A 19,874-nucleotide genomic window follows, 5' to 3' on the forward strand; every position below is an offset into this window, starting at 1 on the left:
GCGCGCGGGCCTCCAGAATGCCGGAGCGGATGATCCGTGTGAGTGCGGCCGCCACGCCGAGGCCCAGCGTCAGCGCGGGCAGGATCACGTGGGTGGGGGTGCGCGTGCCCATGGCGGGCAGCCATGCCAGTTTGACCGCAAACAACAAGATCAACAGCAGCCCCAGCCAATACGCAGGGATAGCCGCGCCCAATGACGCCGTGGCCACGGCCAGCCTGTCGCCCCAGCCGCCGGGCCGCCGTGTGGCCAAAACCGCGAGGGGAATAGCAACCACAAGCCCAAACGCCAGCCCCGCCAGCGCCAGCGGCGCGGTGTAGGATATCGCGGTGGCAAGATCGGGCCAAACCGGGCGCCCCGTGACAGCCGAATTGCCAAAATCCCCGACCAAAAGTGGCCCAACCCAGTCGCGAAAGGCGGGCCAGAACCCTGCATCCAGCCCCGCTTCGACCCGCAGTTGATCAATGACATCGCTGGACACAACTGCGTTAAACCGCGCCAATGAAATCGCCAGCGCGGGGTCTCCGGGGGCGTGCCACAGCAAGGTAAAAGTGGCCAGCGCCGTCACCGAGAGCACCACAACCGCGCGCAAGACCAAGCCAGCTATCACGCGACGCGTTCCAATGCGCCCAAGGCAAAGGCCGCAGCGCGCAGTGTTTTGCCGTAGTCAGATGCGGGGTTTTGCACAAAGGCCTCTGTGGGGGTGATCTCTTCTATACGGCCGTGTCGCAAGACGGCGATGTCATCGCTGAAGGCTGTTGCGTAACCCAGATCATGGGTCACGATAAGTGCTGCAAAGCCTTCTTCGCGCTGTCGTTCTGCGATCAGCCGGGCAGTGTGTTTTTGGGTTACGGCATCCAGCGCCGATAGCGGTTCGTCGAATAAAATCAATGCGGGGCGGGCGATCAGGGCGCGCAAAATACCGGCGCGTTGTGCCTGCCCGATAGAGACCTCGGCGGGCAGCCTGTCCAATAGATCAATGGGCAATTCCAACCCGTTGCACAGACGCGTCAGACGCGTTGGGCACAAAGGCGTTGCATGGGCGGTCAGGGGTTCCAGCACAGACCGGCGCAGTGACAGCGCGGGGTTGAAGGCGGCGCGCGGTTCTTGCATGACCAGCGCGGGGTGGCAGGTTTTGACGGGGGCACCAGCCCACGTGATATGGCCGCGCGCTAATTTCACCAACCCCAATATCGCCGCGACCAGGGTGGATTTGCCGGCACCGCTTTCGCCTACCACGGCCAATGTATGTGCGGGTGGTAGGTCCAACGAGATATCTGATAAAGTCGTGTTTTTGCCGCGTTGAACGCTGATGTTGTCTAGTTTCAGCACGGCAAAACCCGCCAATTGCGATGGGTGCAAAGCAACCGTGCTGCGGGGGTTTTGGGTGTGTGCAACAGGTCCAGCGTGGGGCGGTCTTCGACGATCTGACCTGCGTGCATCACCAAAAGCCGTGCAACATGCTGTGCGGCCAACCCAAGATCATGGGTGATCAACACCAACGCGGTCTCACGGTCGGCCAAATGCGTGGTCAGCAGATCCATGGTGCGGGCGGCAACCACGGGATCAAGCGCAGATGTGGGTTCATCCATCACCAACACATCCGGCGTGCCGATCAGCGCCATTGCGATCACAAAGCGTTGCTGCATGCCGCGGCTCCAGCTCCAGGGGCGTTTGCGCAGGTCGCCGCTTTCGATCTTGAGCGCATGAAACAACATCTGTTGGCGCGCGGCGTCATGGGGCAGGCCAAGCGCGCGTTCGGCTTCGTGCCAATGGAACCCCATGCTGCGCAGCGGGTCCAGCGCCTCATCGGGGCTTTGGGGGACATGTGCGGCGCGCGCGCCCTGTGCGGGCAGGGCATCAATCAGCGCGTGGCCCAATGTGGATTTGCCCGACCCCGACGCACCAACAAGCCCGATGCGCGCACCGGGGGGGATATCTATCGAGGTCGGGTGCAGGATGGTCCGGCCCGAACGCTGCGCGCTTAGGCCGGAAACGGTGAGTGTCATTTGGTAAAGGCCGTCTCGTGGGTGATCCAATAGGTTTCTGTTGGGTGCACCTTGTAGCCGGTCAGGCCTGCTTTTGCGACATTGGCCTGACTGACGTGGAACACCGGGATGAGTGCGGTATCAGAGGCGATGATGTCTTGCACCTGATCGTAGATTTTCTCGCGTTTGGCCTGATCAAACGTGACGCGCCCGGCGTCTAACAGCGCATCCAGATCCGGGTTGGAATATTTCCCCGCGTTTGATCCGCCGTCTGTTTTGACCAAGAATTCCAAGACCGATCCGGGATCGCCTTGGGGCAGCATGACCCACGCCTGTAGGAATAAATCGCCCTCGCCTGCGGCAAGCGCATCATTGCTGGCGCCGTATTCACCGACCCTGATCGACGATGAGATGCCGATTTGTTGCAAGAACGCTTGGGTCAGTTCTGCGGTGGGCGGAAGGGCCGCGCGCGAGGCATAGGTCAGGATGTTGACCTCGAGCGGGGCTCCGTCGAGCATCCAACGCCCACCTTCCTTGGTGGCGCCTGCTTGGGTCAGCAACGCTTCGGCCTGTGCCGGGTCGTAGGCGGGGTCGATATCCGCAGCCCAGCTTTTGCCACGGGGATAAACGGTGCCCGCCGGGACCCCGCCAACACCAGAAAGTACCGTGTCAACAATGCCTTGCCGGTCGATCGCAAGAGACACCGCCTTGCGGATCAATGGGTTAACCATTGGCCCGGTTGTTGCATTCACCGTGTAAAAATAAAGCCGCGCGGTGGGGGCCGTAAACCCAAGCGCACCGGTTTCTTTAATGCGGTCAAAATCGGCTTCGGGGTAGTTGACCACCATGTCGATCTCGCCCGCTTCAAACGCCAGCGCCGCTGTCGCAGGATCCCCAGAGACGACGACACGCACCTCTTCGAGACCCGGCGTGCCTAGGCGGTATTCTGGGTTGGCTTCGGCGCGATACAATTGATCAGGGATCGCCTCGCGGAACACATAGGGGCCTGTCGCGTTGATCGGATAGGCGTCTGAGACAGGGCCCAAAATGGCGATGCCGGGTTCGGACAATGTCCAAGGGAAGGCAGCGTTTGGGGCGTTGGTTTCAAACACAATCACTGCGTCGCCGTCAGTGGACATGCCCGCCAGATCCAGCAGTTTGGCGATGCGCGCATTATGCGCCGGGTGGTCTGCATCAGAAATTGCCGCGATGGCAGCGATTGCCGCATCAGACGTGACGGCAGTCCCGTCGTGAAAATGCAAGTCATCACGCAGGGTGACGCGCCATGTTGTGGGCCCCGTTTGATCCACGCTTTTGGCAAGGCGTGGGTATAGGTTCATGTCGTAATTGATGCCCATCAGGGTTTCGGTCACGCCGGTTTGGTTCGACATCCAACCGTTGTAGCCTGCGCGCGGGTCCGGGACTTCGGCGTTGGGCCCAAAGGTCACCGATATCGACAGGCTGCCGTCTTGTGCGGCGGCAGGCAGCACCGGGGTAAAAGCGGCAAGGGTGGCAAAGGCCAACCGGGTGAATAAGGACATAAGTTTGGTTCCTTTAGGGAGTGGTTTTTATGCGGTGTTGGAGCGGCGGCGTTGAAAGATGCGCGGATATATGTGGGTGATGGCACAGCACAGGGTGGCGGCGTTTTTGCTGGCTGGGTCCACGTGGCAAGTCGTGCGGGGTGGCCTGATTTGGCGAAATGTGCAAGATCGCATTTGGGACACCGATGGGACCGTGCTTGACTTCTTACGCAACTATCGCAGTTACTGGAGGCGCGCAATAACTTCTGTTGCTTGATGTTACAATTGTGAGGAGCTTTGGCATGAAACGGAACAGCCGTCTTTTTCTGGCATTGCATACGTTAAGCCACATGGCGAATGAACCGGCACGGGTGCGCACATCCGCCGATATCGCCGAGCACGCGGGCACCAACCCGGTGGTGGTGCGCCGGGTTTTGGGGCACCTGCGCGCGGCGGGGTTGTTGACCTCGGAAAAGGGGCACGCGGGGGGCTGGCGTCTGGCGCGCGCGCCCGAAACGATCACATTGGCAGACGTTTACCTCGCGCTGGACGAAAGTCTGGTCGCATCGCACGACCCTGAAATGGTGCCTGACTGTTCGGTTGAACATGCGCTGCACCGCCGCGTTGCCGTTGTTTTGGACGAGGTCGAACAGAGCCTGATTGGCCGTTTGGCCGAGACATCTATAGTGGACGTGCGGGGCACCTAACACCCGGTGCACGCTGTTGAATGCGTCGGGCGCGTACTCGCCTTTGTGTCATGCATAGCAAAATCGCAATAGTCGCCGGCGCTGCCCGCGGTATCGGCTTGACCACGTCTAAATTGTTACAGGGCGGTTGGCGCGTGGCGATGGCGATACATTCGCAAGAGATCATCGATGCCTACCATGATGCGATCCCGCTGAACCGGTACGGCATAGAGACCGAGATCGCCGGTTTTATGTTCGGCCAAGGCCAGTTACGTCACGGGCCAAGTGATTGCAGCAGATGGTGGGTTTGAGGCAACGGGCGTGGGTTTGCCTGCGCTGCGGTCTTAGCCCGGTGTGGGGCTGGCGACAACAGGCGCGCCTGTTGTCGCGTTTGGCGGGTCGGTCCCGCCTGTGTTTGGCTAGATCGCGTCGTCGAGCGCCTCACCGGCGTTGGTGACGTCGCGGCCGATGCCTTTGGTGGTTTCGCAGGCCGTCAGAGTGAAAATGACGGCAAGGGCAACGGCAAGTTTGATCATGGGAGAGGTCCTTTGTTTGAATTCCTGTCCCAACTTATACCGATTTCCCGTATGAGTTCACCTAAAAAACGCGGTGGCGGGCGGCATTGCAGATATCAAGGGGCGCGGTAGAACAGATAGCGGTCCGGGGCGATGGTGTCAGGGCCTGCGATCTGTTCAAATCCGATCAGCGGCTGTTGGCTTACGACCAGCCCGCCTGGCACCATCAAGGGTGCAATCAAAGGTGATAATCGCGCGCCCTCGGCCACGTCTTTGTCTTTGACGCCAAACCCGAAATCATAGTGGGCCAACACGATACGTGCGCCTTGGTCGGCCAAACGGGCCAACATGGCGTCGGCCTCACCTTGCAAGAAACACTCCGCGGGCGGGATGCACGACGGGTGGGGTTGCAAAATGCGGTCGATCACCCAAATGCGCCGGTTGGGCAGGCGGTCACGCAGGTGGTCATAGGTGCGCCCGTTACCCAAGCCCAATTCCAGCACATCGCCGTTCAGTGGCGCGATCGTTTCGGCGGCCCAGTTGATCCCGTCGATTTGTGCGGTCAGCCTGCGGCGCATGGATTCCAATCGGCTCATGACGTCTCCTTGAGGGTGTGGGTCAGGGGGGTGCTGGTCGCGCCGCCCTCCAGAAGTTCTATCAAGAACCTACGTGAAAAAGACCAGATATCAACGTTGTGCACCAGATGATGCGTCAGATATCCAAAGGGTTCGGTGGCATCGGTGTCGCCGCATCTGCGCGCGGCCAGCTGGTGCACGGTTTCGGCGATGATCTCTGCGGGTGGCTTCAGGCCGCGTGTGCCGCGCCAATCGATGGGGTCGATGTGGGTGTTCACGGCCATTAACCCGGCCACTGGATGGCGGCAGGGGCGGGGCTGAAACGTTGACACGATGCGGTGGCCTGCGCTGACCAAATGGGGCAAAATATTCGGGTGCAGCCGGTTCCACGGCGCCACAAACACAGGCAACAGCGCGTCACCAAACAGCCCGCGTAATTTGGCCATCCCGCCGTGCAATTGCGCAGGCGTGTCGGGATGCAGGGCGCCGAATTCGGCCTTTTTTTGGCCGTTGGGCGCGCGGTTTTCATGGGCCCAACCGTGCACCGTGGGCAGGAACAACGGGGTGTCTGCGACCGCATCCGCCAGCGTTTGGTCGGCCAAGGCCGGGATCACAGCAATATGCACCGGCAGCCCAATGTCATGTACCAGATCATGCAACTGCGCCAAGGCGGGTGTTGCGGCAATGGCATCGTCATCGCGCCACCACAGCGGCAGCGTCGCGCGATCTGCGCGCCACAGGGCCAATTCGCGGCGCAGGGGGGACCAGTCAGCTGTCATTGTTCGCTCGCAATCGGTCTAGGATACGTACGGTTTCTGCGGCGCCATCCAACCCCTGTGTGAGGGGGGGGCGTCGTGGGCTTTGTAAGGCGCGCGCAAGACCATCGCGCAGGGTGTCTGCGCTCAATTTGGCGGTCGGCAACACCGCGACACCTGGCCAGTGGGCAAGCGCTTGGGCGCGCAGGGTTTGTTCGGTCTCGCCGCCCGCATCGAACGGGACCAACACAGCAGGTGCACCCGTCTGCAACAGATCTAATGCGGTGTTGTACCCGGCCATCGACACCGACGCGGTCACGTGGTGCAACATCTGGCGAAAATCGGGCCGCGCGGGTTCGACATGGGCGTTGGCTGGTGCATGGGCGCGCAAATCCGCGACACGGGCGGGCGCATCGGCGCCCCCAACCAACAGCCGCCACTGTTGGGCCGGGTTGGCGGTGGCGGCGTGCAGGGCTGCGTAAAACAGGTCTGTCCCCACATCACCGCCGCCTGCGCTGACCAAGATCTCGCCGGCGCCAAGCGCCTGTGGGTGGGGCAATGCGGCGGGCGGCGCCACAAAACCGGTGTAGTGCAATCGGGCCGCCAGCGTGGGGGTGACCGGCCAACTGACATCAAGAGGGGTCACGTCTGGGTCGGAATGTACCAGCACGGCATCATAGAACTGGTCGAGGATCGCGTGCGTTTTATCGGCTTTGGCAGGTTTGGACGGTGGCGCCAGGATATCACGGATGGATGCGCAGATGACCGCGGGCCGGGGCAACGCGTGGGCTGTTTCGACAGCAGTCAGGAATTCGGCAGCCAGCACCCGACGCCCAAAGGGGAATAATTCGGTCACCAAAACATCAGGCGCGATGTCGGACAGGGCACGCCGGATCATGGTCTGCCGGGCGCGCAGGTGATCCGCGCTTGCGGTATCGCCCGCAGCATCACGCAACTGGGTGAAATTGGTGCCGTCTGATCGCAGCGGCGGCAGTTGCACCAAGGTTAGGCCTGTCGCATCCAGATGGGGGGCAGGCACCCCCCCCGACAGCACGGTCGCATCATGCCCGGCATCCCGGCAGGCCCGCGCCAAGGTCAGTGCCCGCGCCAAATGCCCGGTGCCCAACAGATGCGTCACGAGAAAGGCGACCTTCATGGCGCGCGTGCCTCTAGGCGGACAGGCGAGGGTTCTAGGTGCCAGTCATCGCCGGACAGGGTGATCACATACAGCCGGTTGCGTTTGATCTGAAACGGGGCGGGGCCCTCAAACGCCCAACCGGTGGCCTGCGCCAACAAAACGCGCATGATCCCGATGTGGCACACCGCGACGGTGTCTGTGTGTAGGGCCGCGACCCAAGGCATCAGGCGGGCGCGCACTTCGGCGGGGCTTTCGCCGCCGGGGGGGCGGTAGTCCCACCCCCATGTTTCGATGTCGCGAAAGCCGCTGTCGGTGTCTGCGCGCAGGGTTTTGCCGTGCTGGCCTTCCCACGTGCCCCAATCCATTTCGGTCAATGCGGGGGTGGTGTTGGGGGTGCGTGCCGCGACCAGTTCGGCGGTACGCCGGGCGCGGGACAGGGGGCTGGCCCAAAGTGCGGCCGTGTCCCATGGAGCAGGCAGCCGCAGCTGCGCCAATGCGGTTTCGGCGGCGGCATCCAGCGCAACATCGGTGCGCCCCTGAATACGGCCTGCGCGGTTCCACGGGGTGTGCCCGTGCCGCAACACTCCCAACCGCATCACGCCGTTGCCTGAGCAATGGCATCGCACAGCGTTTTGCTGGCGTCGGGCAGCAGGTGGCGCTGTGCCACATGCGCGCGCGCGCGGTCGCCTGCGGCCTGTCGGGCGTGGGGGTCGGCCAGCCATTTGTCGATACATGCGGCCATGGCGGCGGGGCCTGCATCGACGGGCGGGTAGGTGCCGGGGGCCAGAACATCGCGCACGCCGGGGCGGTCTTGGGCCACGACGGGCACGCCCGTTGCCTGCGCTTCGAGATAGGTCATCCCAAAGGCCTCGTTAACGCCGGGCCAAAACAACAGACTGGCGTCGGCATAGCTGGCTTGCATCTGTGCCGCGTCAAGGGAACCACGCAACCGCACCCGCGGTCCGAAATCTTGCATCATCGACGCCACCGCATTGAGGGCCGGGCCATCCCCGGCGATCACGACCTGCCAGTCGGGTGTTTGCAACAAACGCAGCGTGTCAGAGATAAGCTCGTAGGAGGCCAGTTTGTCGCCGTATCGCAGCATGCCAACGCTGAGCATCGGGCCCGCGCGTGTGCCCAGTTCGGGCAGATCCGTGCGTGCCAAAAACGGCCGCAACTGCAACAGACGTTGGTGCGGAGGGCCGTAGGCGCGCAGGGCTTCGGCGTCTTGTTCGGTCACATATAGCACGGTGTGGGCTGCATCGGTCGCGGCCTCGGCAGCGATGGCAAAGCGGCGCCAAGAGCCGGTCAGGCGCTTGCGTGCGCGGCTGGCTTCGATCTGAATATAGGGGATGTTCAGCGCGGCACTGACGGCGGGGCCAACCAGATCGGGCGCTTTGTAGTAGCTGTGGTAGGTGACCCAAACGTCCCATTGCGTGTGTTGCGCGCTTTGTATCACGCGCTGGGCTTCTGCTTGGGCGGCGTCGAACAGGCGCTGTTGGGCGGCCGCATCGCCCGCCTTGTCGCGGATTTGCAGGGTCGAGACAAGATCCCAGCCAATACCGCCATAGTCCAATGCCTTGAGCAACGCGCGCGCCATCGTGCGGTCACCTGACGGGACGGGGTGGTCGGGCGACTTCATCGGGGCGTAGAAGGCCACGCGTGTCATTTGGCGGCCCGTATCATCGCGCGCAGCCTTTGGTCGAGATGCGCGATGCCCGGATTCATTTGAAACGCATCCGTCAGGCGGGTGTGGGCGGCATCTGCCATGCGTCGCGCCTGTTCGGGGTCTGCGGCAATGGTGCCCATCGCGTGGGCGAGGGTAGCGGGCGCGTCATCGGTCAGAAGGCCGTGAACGCCGGTGTCAATGAATTCGGGGATAGCCGAGACAGGCGTGGACAAAATGGGCAGCTTTTGGCTGGCGGCTTCCATCAAGACATTGGGCAGTCCGTCGCGGTCGCCATCATCGGCCACGCGGCTGGGCAGCACAAAAAGATCACAGGCGCGCATTGCGGCGATCACTTCGGGCTGGTCGCAGGCACCACGCCAAGTGATGCGATGATTGACCCCGCGCGCGGTGGCCTGCGCCTGCAACGCGTCATTCAATGCGCCGCCCCCGATATGGGTCCAGTGCCAATCAAGGGTGTCGGGCAGCAGCGCAAAGGCGTCGATCAGCCGGTCAAACCCCTTTTTCTCGACCAATCGCCCCACTGACATCATGGCAAAGGGCGCATCCGGCGCACGCAGGGGGCGGTCTGGCGGTGCGGGAAAGCGCGTCAGATCTAACCCGTGATACACCAGATCCACCCGCGCCGGGGTATCGGCCAGCCCCTGTAAATACGTGGCGCCAAACCCGGTGCACGTGGCCCCAAAGGCGGCGCCATGACTGTCTGGGTGCAGCTTTTCGCGCAGGTCCCATTCTGGCGAGGTCCAGATGTCTTTGGCGTGGGCCGAAAACGACCAAGGCAGCCCGCGCAAGATCGCCGTATACCGGGCCACAGACGATGGCGTGTGCATGAAATGGGCGTAAAGGCCGGGGGTGTCGGCGGGCAATTCGCGGGCCAGAACGCAGGCCTGCCCAAAGCGCCGCAACCGGTTGGGCGTGCGGTCGCGAGCGTAATCGCGCCGCAACGCGCCCCACGCCGCCCCAAACCCCGGCTGGCGCAGCGCATGGAGAACCCCGCGCAGCACGCGCAGGGGTTCGTCCTTGAGATATTCGGGCAAATAGCGCACGCGCGCTTGCAGGCGGTCATGCAGCGGGTGGGTTTTGTGGTCCGTCGGGTGGCGCAATGACCACAGCTCCAACGGCAGGCCGCCCTCTTCGAGGGCTACGAGTTCCTGCGCGATGAAGGTCTCGGACAAGCGCGGCCATCCCTTGAGCACAACGGCCAGTTTTTCGGTGTTTGGGGTCATGTGTCGGCCAACAATGCAGAGGCGCGCGCCACGACCACGTCGAGCCCGTCAAGCAGGCCGTTGGCACCGGCGTCAGATGGTTTGCGCTGGGTGGGCAGGGCGCGGATGAAATCGACCATGGTTTGCGGGGTCAGTCCGTCGCGTTTTTCGTCGAGCATGCGCACAAGGCCCAGCTCTTCTGCGCGGGCGGCGCGGATCCATTGTTCTAGGCGGGGCACGGTGCGCGGCACAATCACGGCGCGTTTGTCAAAGGATAAGACCTCGCAGAAGGTGTTGTAGCCGCCCATGCACACGACCCCTTCGGCCCCTGCAAAAAGCGCTTCGATGCGCGATTCAAACCCAACCGCGCTGACACGGCCGTTCAATTGCGCCACGCGGGTCTCAAAGGCGTCGCGCACGTCGCCTGACAAAAACGGCCCGTACACCAACACCGCATTGGGCGCCAACGTGGGGTCCTGTTCGTAGGCCTGCAACACCAGATCGACCATCGCGGCCCCGTCACCGCCGCCACCGGGGGTGATCAAAACATAAGGCGTGTCGGGTGTGTCGGCCACATCGGTGACCTCGCGGCGCAAATAGCCCGTCCAATGGATGCGGGCCCGTGTGGCGGCGGACAAAGGCAACCCCTGCGTCGGGTCGTACACAGACCGTGGGCCGTAGACCCAAATTTGATCGTAGTATTTTTCGGTGGCGTCTGTTGCCCCTTTGCGCGCCCATTCCGTGGCCAGAACCGTCGCCTCGTCGAGCACATCGCGCAGCCCCAACACACAGCGCGTGGTGCCGCGTACGGACAGCCATTCAAGCGTGGGCAAAAGTTCGCCGCGAAACCCGGTTGGCTCTTTGTCAACGATCAGCAAGTCAGGGTCGTACTGTTCGATCGCGCTCTGGATCAGGCCAGATCGCAGGCTGGTCGTGGCGTCGATATCAAGGCCAAGGTTCTGACTGACATAGGTGCCGTCGGGCAATTTGGTGACACCGGGTAGGCGGACATGGTCGACCCGTTCGGGGAAAGTAAACCGCCCCGCCACGGGGGACCCCGTCAGGATGATCGCCGAGGCGTTGGGGTTATGGGCCGTCAGCGCCGAAGCCAGCGCCCGTGACCGGCGCAAATGGCCCAGGCCGAACGTATCGTGGCTATACAGCATCACCCGGTGATGTGGATGCGACCGGCCTGCGTCCTTGTCTGACGACGACCCGCCTGTGGGTTTCATATTTTCTTGCATATTCACGACACAGGGCCCCCGGCAGGGCATGGGGTGTGCCGCAAACAGGTCTTGTTGTCACCGGCCGCGGCGGTTCGAGAGTATATCAGCCGCATTGGCCAGTCCTTGCGTCTTAGCTGCGAGGCCACGGGCCCCTGTCGTTTCGTCGCTTTTGGCACAAAAATACGCGGGGTGCAAAACACGACTGACAAAAGCGCAATGTGGTGATGTTGAATTGCAATGCCCGGCGCGCTCGCCTACCGTCCCGGTGCAACTCTCACTCTGTTTCGGACTTTTTCATGCGCCTTATCTCCCTTATGTCTTATCTGCTTTGTTTAGTTCTGGCGTTGGGGGTGTTTGCGCCGCCGGTACAGGCCCAAGGGGTCGGGTCCCTTTTCAGTGGCGCGTCGACAGACACCGTCGATGACGATGAGCAAATATCCGACATTATGCAACAAGCCGCCGAAAACGGCGTTGGCGTGGTAGTGATCGACCGCGATGGCCACATAATGACCAGTGCTGCCCCCACCGAAGACAGCGCGACAAAGACATCTGATACCTCGACATTCATGAGAGCCCAGGACGTTGCGGTGCGCTTTCGGTCGGCCCTGATCGAACGTGTGCTGGACCTGCCAAGCGCCTTTAACGAAGTGCTGTATATCCTGCGCGCCACCAGCCCAACCGGCGGTATTTGGGCCTATGGGCAGGTCTTGGTCTATTCGTTGTTATTGTTTGGCGTTGGCTGGGTGGTGGAACGGTTCTACTATGGTGAACGCCTTGCCCGTCGCTGGGTGGTGGCAAAAACACAAGATAATCCAAAGGGCTACGCCGAAAAAATGCCCTGGCTGGTGTTTCGGTTTTTCCTAGGCGTCGTGGGGGTGCTGATCTCTATGACGGTGGCCTACGTGCTGGGCGCGCTGGTCTTTGGCCCCATCGAAAACGCGGCGGTACAATTCACAGCCAGCATCGTGAACGCAGGCTATTTCATATGCCGCGTTTTGGCCGCCCTGTGGCGCATGATTTTGTCGCCCTACATGGCGCAATACCGGATCCCACGGATGGAAACCCGAGATGCCAAACGGCTACATGTGTGGTTGGTGACCGTCGGAACGGTGGATGTCTGCGCAATCCTGTTTGGTTTGTGGGTCGGCGAACTGGGCCTGAATTACGACGTCTATGCGTTCTTGTCTTCGATGATGTCGGGGTTTGTGGTCTTTCTGAACGTCTTGATGGTTCTGGTGAACCGGGCGGCGATTTCCAACGCGATCCGCAATGGAACACCGGCAGATCAAGCCAGCCGCGCGATCAAGCTTTTGACGTCAATCTGGGCCCCACTGGCGATTTTATATGTGATCTTTGCGTGGCTGGAACTGACGTATGATCTGGTTTTGGGCAATCCGTCTTCGATCCCACTGATCGCGGGGGCCTATATGATTCTGATGTCGATCATTGTGGTCTATGGGGTGATCAATTTTGTGATTGAGCGCTGCTTTGAGCGGGCGCGGGCCCTGCGCGATCTGAATTCCGCGCGCGAGGAAAGCGATCTGACCGCCACCCAAGAGGCCGCGCTAGAAGAAGAGATGCGCCAGCTGCAAGTGCGCCAACCGCTCAATAGCTTTGAGGGATTAGCGCGGCGTGTTGCTGGTATTTTGGCCTTTGTGGCCGGTACCTACGCGTTTTTCTATATCTGGGATAACAATTCCGCTCAGGTGGTCGAAGGTGCGGCGGCGCAGCTTTTGGACATTATGGTGATCGTGTTTATCGGCTATATCGTCTACCACAGTTTCCGCATTTGGATCGATCAAAAGATCCGCGAAGAACAAGGCGACATGGCCGAGGGCGAGTTGGGCGACGAGGGGGGCGGTACCAGTGCCAGTCGTTTGGCGACACTGCTGCCGCTGTTCCGTAATTTTATCCTGATCGTGGTGTTGGTGACCATCGGACTGATTATTCTGCTCGAAATTGGCGTGAATGTTGGCCCGTTGTTTGCCGGTGCTGGTGTGGTTGGCGTCGCGGTCGGTTTCGGCAGCCAAGCCTTGGTGCGCGACATTTTCTCGGGCGGGTTCTTCCTGTTTGACGATGCGTTTCGCAAAGGCGAATACTTGGATATTGGTGGGGTAAAAGGCACGGTCGAGAAAATCTCGGTGCGGTCGTTTCAGTTGCGTCACCATCTGGGCGCGTTGCACACGATCCCCTTTGGCGAAATTCAGGTGATGACGAATTATTCGCGCGACTGGGTGATCATGAAACTGCCGCTGCGCGTGACCTACGACACCGATGTCGAACACGTGCGCAAACTGATCAAAAAGCTGGGCGTCGCGTTGTTGGATGACCCGGTGATCGGCGAGAATTTCATCCAGCCGTTGAAATCTCAGGGCGTGATCGAAATGCAAGATTCTGCGATGATCATCCGGGTGAAATTCATGACGAGACCGGGCGATCAATGGCTGGTCCGCAAGCGGGTCTACGAAGATATCCGCGAGCTCTTTGCCCGCGAGGGGATCAAATTTGCCCATAAAGAAGTCACCGTGCGGTTGGCCGACGGCAAGGTGGATGACCTGTCTGAAGACGAGAAAAAGACGGTCACTGCCGCTGCGCAAGCGCATATTGAAGAAGAGCTGTTAGACGGGGATGAGGGCGGCGATGACCGCTAAACGGGGGGGGGGCGAAGGGTAGCCTAGCCCTTGTACGGATCCAGCGACGCGCGCAGCCCGTCACCCAGAAAGTTGAACGCCAAAACCACAAAAATAATGGGCAGCATCGGGATTGCTGTCCATGGGTAGATCTCGATGCTGGCGAGGTTTTGCGCGTCATTCAGCATCACGCCCCAGCTGACAGCAGGTGCGCGCAGGCCCAAGCCTAAAAAGCTAAGCGCGGTTTCTCCCAAGATCATTGCAGGAATTGACAAGGTCGCGCTGGCGATCAGGTGCGACATGAAATTGGGCAACAAGTGCCTGCGGATCACCCGGCCGGGTTTGGCGCCCATCATTTCGGCGGCTTTGACATATTCCTCTTCGCGCAGCGACAGGAATTTGCTGCGGACGGCACGGGCCAAGCCGGGCCAATCTAGGATGCCGAGGATGATCGAGATGATGAAAAACACGGCCACCGGCCCCCAGTTGGAGGGCACTGCGGCCGACAGCGCCAACCACAAGGGGAGTTCTGGCAACGACCGCAGGATTTCGATGGCGCGGTTGATGATCCAGTCTGTTTTGCCACCAAAATACCCCGCAATGGATCCAAAAAAGATGCCAAGGACAAAGGACACAGAGATGCCGATCAACCCGACGGTCAATGACAATTGCGCGCCGTAAAAGATACGGCTGAAGACATCGCGGCCCAACCGGTCGGAGCCCCACAGGAACACGGTGGCCCCTTCGGGTGCACAAAAAAGATGCGTGTCAGAGGGGATGAACCCAAACAGATTATAGCGGTCTCCGTCGCAGAAAAACTGCAGTGGCATGGGGCGCGTGGTATCGGTCTCGTAGGTCCAGCGGTAGTCGACCAGATCGGCAGTGGCCACTGTGGGGTAGACAAATGGGCCGATGAACGTGCCGTTGTGCCATAGTTTGATAGATTGCGGCGGCGCGTAAAGATACTCGGAGCTGCGTTCATTAGGGGTGTAGGGCGCGATGAACCCTGCGATTGGCAGCATCAGATAGCTGATCAACAGGAACAATCCCGAGATCAGGCCCAGTTTGTGGCGTTTGAATTTGCGCCACACCAGCACCCAGTTGGGCGCATCCATATCTGAACGTTCGAGTGCAGATAAGTCGGCATCATCCGACCATGGCGTTTCGTCGACATAGCGGCCATCGGGGTCGTTTTTCATCAGCCGCGTGCCCCGTACCGGATGCGTGGATCGAGCAAGACCAACAGCAGATCAGAGATCATAGTGCCGATCAGCGTGAGCAACGCAACGAACATCAATATAAACCCGGCCAAGAACTGATCTTGCGATTTCAGCGCGGTCAGCAACGCAGGCCCGATTGTCTGCAGCCCCAGCACCACCGACACCAAAACAGACCCCGAAATCATGGCGGGCAGCAGGTTGCCGATATCTGCGACAAAGGGGTTAAACGCCATGCGCAGTGGGTATTTTGCCAGTAATTTCGTTGGGGCGAGCCCCTTGGCCTTGGCGGTTTCAACGTAGGGTTTGCTTAGCTCGTCCAACATGTTGGCGCGCAGGCGTTGCATCATCGCGGCGGCCCCTGATGTGCCGATCACAAAGGTGGGCACGATGAGATGCACAAGGATGGATTGCACTTTGCCCCACGACATAGGCTCGCCCTCGAACTGGGGGGACATCAAGCCCCCGATAGGCAGGTCAAAGTACTTGTTGCCGTAGTAAAACAACATCAACGCCAGCAAGAAGTTTGGCGTCGCCAGCCCCAAGTACCCGACAAACGCCGCGGTATAATCAACCCAGGTTTCTGATTTTGCCGCCGCGATCACCCCCAAAGGTAAGGCCACCAGATAGACAAACAAAACCGCCGCAAGGTTTACCAATACCGTCAACCACAGCGCATCGCCTACGATTTCTGAGACCGGTTGGTCGAATTCGAAGGACCAGCCAAAATTGCCTTGGATCAACCCAAACCACCCTTGGGGTCCCGGCGCCATGCCCACCCAGATCAGGTATTGCTGCCAAATTGGGCGATCCAGCGCATATTCGGTGCGCAAAAATTCGGCCTTGGCGATACCTTCTGCCTGACCGGTGGCACGCAATTCTGCGATCTGGTTAGACAGGTAGTCGCCCGGCGGCAGGTTGATGATGGCAAAGATCAGGATCGAGACCACCCAAAGGGTCAGCAACATCGTGATCAACCGGTAAATGGCGTAGCGTAAAAACATCATTGGCTTTGCTGCTGGAACGGTGCGTCATAATAGAATTCGTCGATGCGGTGGATGCCGAAATGCGCGCCGGGGTCCCACGCCCATTTGGCCTGTTCGGGCACGTTGCGCAGTCTGTCGGAAACAACAATCGGTTGTGGCGCTTCTGATAGGATGCCAATGCCAAATTGATGTTGGGCATGAATCGCCAGCATTTCTCGCCAGATCACAGTGCGTTCTTCGGTGTCATCGGTGCGATCCCAGTCGTGGCTGAGTTGCATCAGGCGCTGTGCAGCGGGCATATCAGGGGCCTCGCCGACCTCGCCGCCGGTCTGATAGTATTGCCCCCATTTGGGCCAGGCAAAGAATTCCTGATGCGTGGGGGCCAGATATTCTGGCGGGGTGTAGGCCTGTGGCAGACCATTGTCCCACCCAAACCAAACGGCAGACATGCTGAGCCCCGAATACACGCGATTGCGTAGAATATCACGGTCAAGCGGGCGCATGATCAGTTTGATGCCCAATTCACGCCACGTATCGGTGACGATGGCCAACGCGTTTTCGACCTCTTGGCGTTCGCCGGCAGTCTCGATCACAAATTCCATCGGTCGGCCGTCGGGCAGTTTGCGGATGCCCGCGGGGGTGCGCTCTGTCAGGCCCATTTCGTCTAGTAGCGCGTTGGCCTTGGTGGGGAAGTAGATCGACCACTTGGACAGGTTTGCAGGATCAAACAGGGGGCTCTTGGCCAGCGCCGTCATGCCGCCCTCTTTAGCCAGCCCGAAATACAGCGCGCGGTTGATCATACGCCGATCAATCCCAAGGCTAAGCGCTCGGCGGAACCGGACATCGCGCATCACTTTGCGCCAGACTGGGTCGGCGAAATTTAGGTTTGGATAGATCGTGATCTGGTTTGCCGCGCCATTCGCCCACAGCAAGGTCCGGTAACCCGCGCCATCTTTTTCACCCTTTTTCAGGATGGAAATATCAGGGAAATTCAGCCCGCGCGCCTGCAGATCGACCTCTCCGGCATTGGCTTTGGCGGCGATCAACCCGCCCCCGACCACGGTCATTTCTACCACATCGATGTAGGGCAATTGCACGCCCCGCGCGTCGATGCGGTGGTAATAAGGGTTGCGCACAAAGATATGGCGGCTGGATTTGGTGCCCGACGCATTCATCCACGGCTGCAATGTTGGCAGGTCGGGATTGTCGAATTTATACATGTTGTCGCGGTCGTTGTGCAACGCGGCCCATGTCCGCACACGCGCCTTTTTGATCGCGCGTCTGAGGGTCTTGGGGTCGGTAAAATCGGCATGAAACTGCTTGAGATAATGGGCTGGGCGGTAGATGAAAAACGGGCTGGCCTGCGCCAAAAGTTGCAAGAATTGCGGATTTGGCCGGGGCCATTCGATGACAACCGTATGCGCATCGGGAAACTGCATATCCGCAAGCGTGCCATCGACGATCATGTTTTGTGGCGGGCCTGCGGGGCTCAGCTCTGCGTTCTGAGCGACCTGGGTCCAGTAGTATTCAAAATCGGCAGAGGTAAAGGGGTGCCCATCCGACCACCGATGCCCTTTGCGCAAATGAAGGGTGAATTTACGCCCGTCTTCGACATCTATATCCCGTAAAATATCGGCGTACATTTTGTAGTTCTGGTCGTAGCCCACCAGTCGCGCATAGCCGTAAACGACCATCTGGCGCACATCTTTTGACCGCGACACCAGCGTACGCAACGTGCCCCCCTGTTTGCCGTATGCGCGCCCCTTGGCGGGCAGATCCACGATCAGGGGTTCTGATGGCAAACGGTCCATCACTGGCGGGACGATCCCACTGTTCACTTCGCTGTCCCAAAACGAGCTTTCCTGTGGGGTAGGCGTGGGCGTGGGCACATCCGCGTGCGCGGCAAAACCGGTTAAAACCAACGCGAGAAGGGCATATTTAAACATGGCAACGGACCTTGTGACCGGGTTCCAGCTCTATCAGAGCGGGGGCTGAGGTGCCATCAAATCGAAAGGCTTCGGGCCAATTGGATGGCTTTCCAGCGCCTTTGGCCACCAGATTTAGATCAATCGGCCGGTTGACGTCTGGCTCAGGCTGGGCGGCGATCAATGCACGGGTGTAGGGGTGACGTGGGTTGTAAAACAACGTGTCTGGGGGGGCTTGCTCGACGATCACGCCTTGGCGCATGACGGCGACCTCATCGGCGATACGGGCCACCACCGCCAGGTCGTGGCTGATGAACAGATAGCTTAACCCCATACGGTCGCGAATGTCTTCGAGCAACGTCAGGATCTGTTCTTGCACCGACACATCCAACGCGGACGTCGGTTCATCGCAGACCAACAACACAGGGTCCAACGTCAAGGCCCGTGCGATCGACAACCGCTGGCGTTGGCCGCCCGAAAACGCGTGGGGGTAGCGGCTGAGCATGGACGGGTCGAGCCCGACCCACCGCAACATTTCCGCCGCTTTTTCGCGCCGGTCGGTGCGGGTGCCAATGGCGTGGATATCCATGGGTTCGGTTAACGCCTGCCCAATACGCATGCGCGGCGACAGCGATGAATAGGGGTCTTGGAACACCATCTGCGCCTGCCGTTGAAACTGGATCCGGTCGGCGGATGACATGGCGTGGATTTTTATAGGGTCGCCGTCCTTTTGGGGCCGAAAGAGAACCTGCCCGCCGTCGTCGGGCAGCTCTGCGCCCAAGGCCATGCGTGCGCAGGTGGTCTTGCCGGACCCGCTTTCACCAACCACGGCCAGTGTTTTGCCACGCTGCAAAGACAGGTTCACCTTGTGGCAGGCGGTCACGGCCATCGGTTTGCTCCAACCGCCGGCGCGCATTGTGTAGGTTTTGCACACATCGCGCAGATCCAAAATCAGATCTTCGGCTGTTTCAGGGCGCGCTGGTGCCGCGACCTGTGGGATAACCGGTGCCGCGGCAAATAGCTTTTTGGTATAGCCGTGTGCGGGCGCACCCAAAACCGCAGGCGCAGGCCCGCGTTCCATCACGCGGCCCTTGTTCATCACCACGACCTGTTCGGCCATATTGGCGACCACGCCCAGATCATGGGTCACCAAGATCACGGCCATGCCGGTTTCTTTTTGCAGGTCTTTGATCAGCCCCAAAACCTGCGCCTGTGTGGTCACATCCAGCGCGGTTGTGGGTTCATCTGCGATCAGCAATTCGGGCTTGGCCACCATCGCCATCGCGATCATCGCCCGTTGCCGCATGCCGCCCGACATTTCAAACGGATAAGACCGCCAGACGCGCGCAGGGTCGGGAAACCCAACCCGTTCAAAGGTTTCCAGCACGCAGGCCTTGGCCGCAGCCGGGCGCATGTTGCGGTGCAATCGCAGCACTTCGGCCACTTGGTCGCCCAACCGGTGCAGCGGCGACAGCGACCGCATGGGTTCTTGGAAAATCATCGAGATCTGATTGCCGCGGATGCCCCGAATGTTGCGCCGCGTTTCGGTCAGTAGGTCGCGACTGTGGCCGCCGCAGTTAAACTGAATAACCCCGCTGTCGATGCGTGCAGCGGCGGGTAAAATGCGCAAGACCGACCGGCACGTCAGCGTTTTGCCTGACCCGCTTTCGCCCACAAGCGCCAGCGTTTCACCGGGCATGACCTCAAAGCTGACATCTCGCACGACGGGCTTTGCCGTGCCAAAGCCAATGCTCAGGTCGCGCACTTGCAACAGTGGTTTCACCACGTGATTGTCTTTCCAGTGTTTGCCATGCGTCCTAAACG

Annotated in this window: 18 protein-coding genes and 1 pseudogene; 3 read left to right on the plus strand and 16 right to left on the minus strand. The window is 60.5% G+C overall.

The window, feature by feature from the left end; genetic code table 11:
* The 4 genes from ABJH13_RS12880 to ABJH13_RS12895 all read right to left on the minus strand — a co-directional run.
* Positions 1 to 607, minus strand: a 607-nt coding sequence (locus tag ABJH13_RS12880; protein WP_348406619.1) for an ABC transporter permease, incomplete at its 3' end; no start/stop codon positions are given.
* On the minus strand, positions 604 to 1,329 hold the full coding sequence (locus tag ABJH13_RS12885; protein ID WP_348406620.1) for an ATP-binding cassette domain-containing protein: 726 nt from the start codon (positions 1,327 to 1,329) through the stop codon (positions 604 to 606). The genes ABJH13_RS12880 and ABJH13_RS12885, both read right to left, overlap by 4 nt.
* The gene (locus ABJH13_RS12890; protein ID WP_348406621.1) at positions 1,323 to 2,006 is read right to left on the minus strand and encodes an ATP-binding cassette domain-containing protein; all 684 of its coding nucleotides are present in this window, start codon (positions 2,004 to 2,006) and stop codon (positions 1,323 to 1,325) included. Before ABJH13_RS12890 ends, ABJH13_RS12885 begins: the two co-directional genes overlap by 7 nt.
* Positions 2,003 to 3,526 carry an ABC transporter substrate-binding protein gene (locus ABJH13_RS12895; RefSeq protein WP_348406622.1) on the minus strand — a complete coding sequence of 508 codons (1,524 nt, stop codon included), beginning with the start codon at positions 3,524 to 3,526 and terminating at the stop codon, positions 2,003 to 2,005. Before ABJH13_RS12895 ends, ABJH13_RS12890 begins: the two co-directional genes overlap by 4 nt.
* A gap of 281 nt (positions 3,527 to 3,807) precedes the next feature.
* Here ABJH13_RS12895 and ABJH13_RS12900 point away from each other — a divergent pair, with 281 nt between their 5' ends.
* Both ABJH13_RS12900 and ABJH13_RS12905 read left to right on the plus strand, forming a co-directional pair.
* Positions 3,808 to 4,212 (plus strand): Rrf2 family transcriptional regulator, encoded by a 405-nt coding sequence (locus tag ABJH13_RS12900; protein ID WP_348406623.1) that lies wholly within the window; start codon positions 3,808 to 3,810, stop codon positions 4,210 to 4,212.
* A 134-nt stretch (positions 4,213 to 4,346) separates the two neighbouring features.
* Positions 4,347 to 4,539: pseudogene (locus ABJH13_RS12905) on the plus strand (SDR family oxidoreductase); the annotation flags it as partial.
* A gap of 71 nt (positions 4,540 to 4,610) precedes the next feature.
* Here the strand turns inward: ABJH13_RS12905 and ABJH13_RS12910 are convergent.
* The 8 genes from ABJH13_RS12910 to ABJH13_RS12945 form a co-directional block, all read right to left on the minus strand.
* Entirely contained in the window at positions 4,611 to 4,727 is a 117-nt protein-coding gene (locus tag ABJH13_RS12910) for an EcnA/B family entericidin (RefSeq protein ID WP_348406624.1), read from the minus strand.
* Between the two features lie 95 nt (positions 4,728 to 4,822).
* Positions 4,823 to 5,302 carry a class I SAM-dependent methyltransferase gene (locus ABJH13_RS12915; protein ID WP_348406625.1) on the minus strand — a complete coding sequence of 160 codons (480 nt, stop codon included), beginning with the start codon at positions 5,300 to 5,302 and terminating at the stop codon, positions 4,823 to 4,825.
* Positions 5,299 to 6,060 (minus strand): polysaccharide deacetylase family protein, encoded by a 762-nt coding sequence (locus tag ABJH13_RS12920; protein ID WP_348406626.1) that lies wholly within the window; start codon positions 6,058 to 6,060, stop codon positions 5,299 to 5,301. The genes ABJH13_RS12915 and ABJH13_RS12920 overlap by 4 nt, the downstream gene beginning before the upstream one ends.
* Positions 6,050 to 7,192, minus strand: a complete 1,143-nt coding sequence (locus ABJH13_RS12925; protein WP_348406627.1) for a glycosyltransferase — start codon at positions 7,190 to 7,192, stop codon at positions 6,050 to 6,052. Before ABJH13_RS12925 ends, ABJH13_RS12920 begins: the two co-directional genes overlap by 11 nt.
* The gene (locus ABJH13_RS12930; protein ID WP_348406628.1) at positions 7,189 to 7,773 is read right to left on the minus strand and encodes a histidine phosphatase family protein; all 585 of its coding nucleotides are present in this window, start codon (positions 7,771 to 7,773) and stop codon (positions 7,189 to 7,191) included. Before ABJH13_RS12930 ends, ABJH13_RS12925 begins: the two co-directional genes overlap by 4 nt.
* Positions 7,770 to 8,843 carry a glycosyltransferase family 4 protein gene (locus ABJH13_RS12935; RefSeq protein ID WP_348406629.1) on the minus strand — a complete coding sequence of 358 codons (1,074 nt, stop codon included), beginning with the start codon at positions 8,841 to 8,843 and terminating at the stop codon, positions 7,770 to 7,772. Before ABJH13_RS12935 ends, ABJH13_RS12930 begins: the two co-directional genes overlap by 4 nt.
* A complete protein-coding gene (locus ABJH13_RS12940; protein WP_348406630.1) occupies positions 8,840 to 10,087 on the minus strand; it encodes a glycosyltransferase family 4 protein in 1,248 nt (415 codons plus the stop codon). The genes ABJH13_RS12935 and ABJH13_RS12940 overlap by 4 nt, the downstream gene beginning before the upstream one ends.
* A complete protein-coding gene (locus ABJH13_RS12945; RefSeq protein ID WP_348406809.1) occupies positions 10,084 to 11,298 on the minus strand; it encodes a glycosyltransferase in 1,215 nt (404 codons plus the stop codon). Before ABJH13_RS12945 ends, ABJH13_RS12940 begins: the two co-directional genes overlap by 4 nt.
* A 290-nt stretch (positions 11,299 to 11,588) precedes the next feature.
* Here ABJH13_RS12945 and ABJH13_RS12950 point away from each other — a divergent pair, with 290 nt between their 5' ends.
* Complete coding sequence (locus tag ABJH13_RS12950; RefSeq protein WP_348406631.1) at positions 11,589 to 13,943, plus strand: mechanosensitive ion channel family protein; 2,355 nt, start codon at positions 11,589 to 11,591, stop codon at positions 13,941 to 13,943.
* Positions 13,944 to 13,966: 23 nt separating this feature from the next.
* On the opposite strand, the gene ABJH13_RS12955 is transcribed toward ABJH13_RS12950, so the two are convergent.
* The 4 genes from ABJH13_RS12955 to ABJH13_RS12970 are packed head-to-tail and all read right to left on the minus strand — an operon-like array spanning position 13,967 to position 19,833.
* The gene (locus tag ABJH13_RS12955; protein ID WP_348406632.1) at positions 13,967 to 15,121 is read right to left on the minus strand and encodes an ABC transporter permease; all 1,155 of its coding nucleotides are present in this window, start codon (positions 15,119 to 15,121) and stop codon (positions 13,967 to 13,969) included.
* A complete protein-coding gene (locus tag ABJH13_RS12960) occupies positions 15,121 to 16,146 on the minus strand; it encodes an ABC transporter permease (protein WP_348406633.1) in 1,026 nt (341 codons plus the stop codon). Before ABJH13_RS12960 ends, ABJH13_RS12955 begins: the two co-directional genes overlap by 1 nt.
* Complete coding sequence (locus ABJH13_RS12965; RefSeq protein WP_348406634.1) at positions 16,143 to 18,071, minus strand: ABC transporter substrate-binding protein; 1,929 nt, start codon at positions 18,069 to 18,071, stop codon at positions 16,143 to 16,145. Before ABJH13_RS12965 ends, ABJH13_RS12960 begins: the two co-directional genes overlap by 4 nt.
* A complete protein-coding gene (locus tag ABJH13_RS12970) occupies positions 18,064 to 19,833 on the minus strand; it encodes an ABC transporter ATP-binding protein (protein WP_348406810.1) in 1,770 nt (589 codons plus the stop codon). Before ABJH13_RS12970 ends, ABJH13_RS12965 begins: the two co-directional genes overlap by 8 nt.
* Positions 19,834 to 19,874 lie beyond the last annotated feature (41 nt).

Source organism: Roseobacter sp., assembly GCF_039970775.1.
Taxonomy (GTDB): domain Bacteria; phylum Pseudomonadota; class Alphaproteobacteria; order Rhodobacterales; family Rhodobacteraceae; genus Roseobacter.

Bases quoted from the DNA above. Each gene is read 5' to 3' on its own strand.
- ABJH13_RS12890 (WP_348406621.1), bottom strand. From the start codon at position 2,006: ATGACACTCACCGTTTCCGGCCTAAGCGCGCAGCGTTCGGGCCGGACC.
- ABJH13_RS12895 (WP_348406622.1), bottom strand. From the start codon at position 3,526: ATGTCCTTATTCACCCGGTTGGCCTTTGCCACCCTTGCCGCTTTTACC.
- ABJH13_RS12900 (WP_348406623.1), top strand. From the start codon at position 3,808: ATGAAACGGAACAGCCGTCTTTTTCTGGCATTGCATACGTTAAGCCAC.
- ABJH13_RS12910 (WP_348406624.1), bottom strand. From the start codon at position 4,727: ATGATCAAACTTGCCGTTGCCCTTGCCGTCATTTTCACTCTGACGGCC.
- ABJH13_RS12915 (WP_348406625.1), bottom strand. From the start codon at position 5,302: ATGAGCCGATTGGAATCCATGCGCCGCAGGCTGACCGCACAAATCGAC.
- ABJH13_RS12920 (WP_348406626.1), bottom strand. From the start codon at position 6,060: ATGACAGCTGACTGGTCCCCCCTGCGCCGCGAATTGGCCCTGTGGCGC.
- ABJH13_RS12925 (WP_348406627.1), bottom strand. From the start codon at position 7,192: ATGAAGGTCGCCTTTCTCGTGACGCATCTGTTGGGCACCGGGCATTTG.
- ABJH13_RS12935 (WP_348406629.1), bottom strand. From the start codon at position 8,843: ATGACACGCGTGGCCTTCTACGCCCCGATGAAGTCGCCCGACCACCCC.
- ABJH13_RS12940 (WP_348406630.1), bottom strand. From the start codon at position 10,087: ATGACCCCAAACACCGAAAAACTGGCCGTTGTGCTCAAGGGATGGCCG.
- ABJH13_RS12945 (WP_348406809.1), bottom strand. From the start codon at position 11,298: ATGAAACCCACAGGCGGGTCGTCGTCAGACAAGGACGCAGGCCGGTCG.
- ABJH13_RS12950 (WP_348406631.1), top strand. From the start codon at position 11,589: ATGCGCCTTATCTCCCTTATGTCTTATCTGCTTTGTTTAGTTCTGGCG.
- ABJH13_RS12955 (WP_348406632.1), bottom strand. From the start codon at position 15,121: ATGAAAAACGACCCCGATGGCCGCTATGTCGACGAAACGCCATGGTCG.
- ABJH13_RS12960 (WP_348406633.1), bottom strand. From the start codon at position 16,146: ATGATGTTTTTACGCTACGCCATTTACCGGTTGATCACGATGTTGCTG.
- ABJH13_RS12965 (WP_348406634.1), bottom strand. From the start codon at position 18,071: ATGTTTAAATATGCCCTTCTCGCGTTGGTTTTAACCGGTTTTGCCGCG.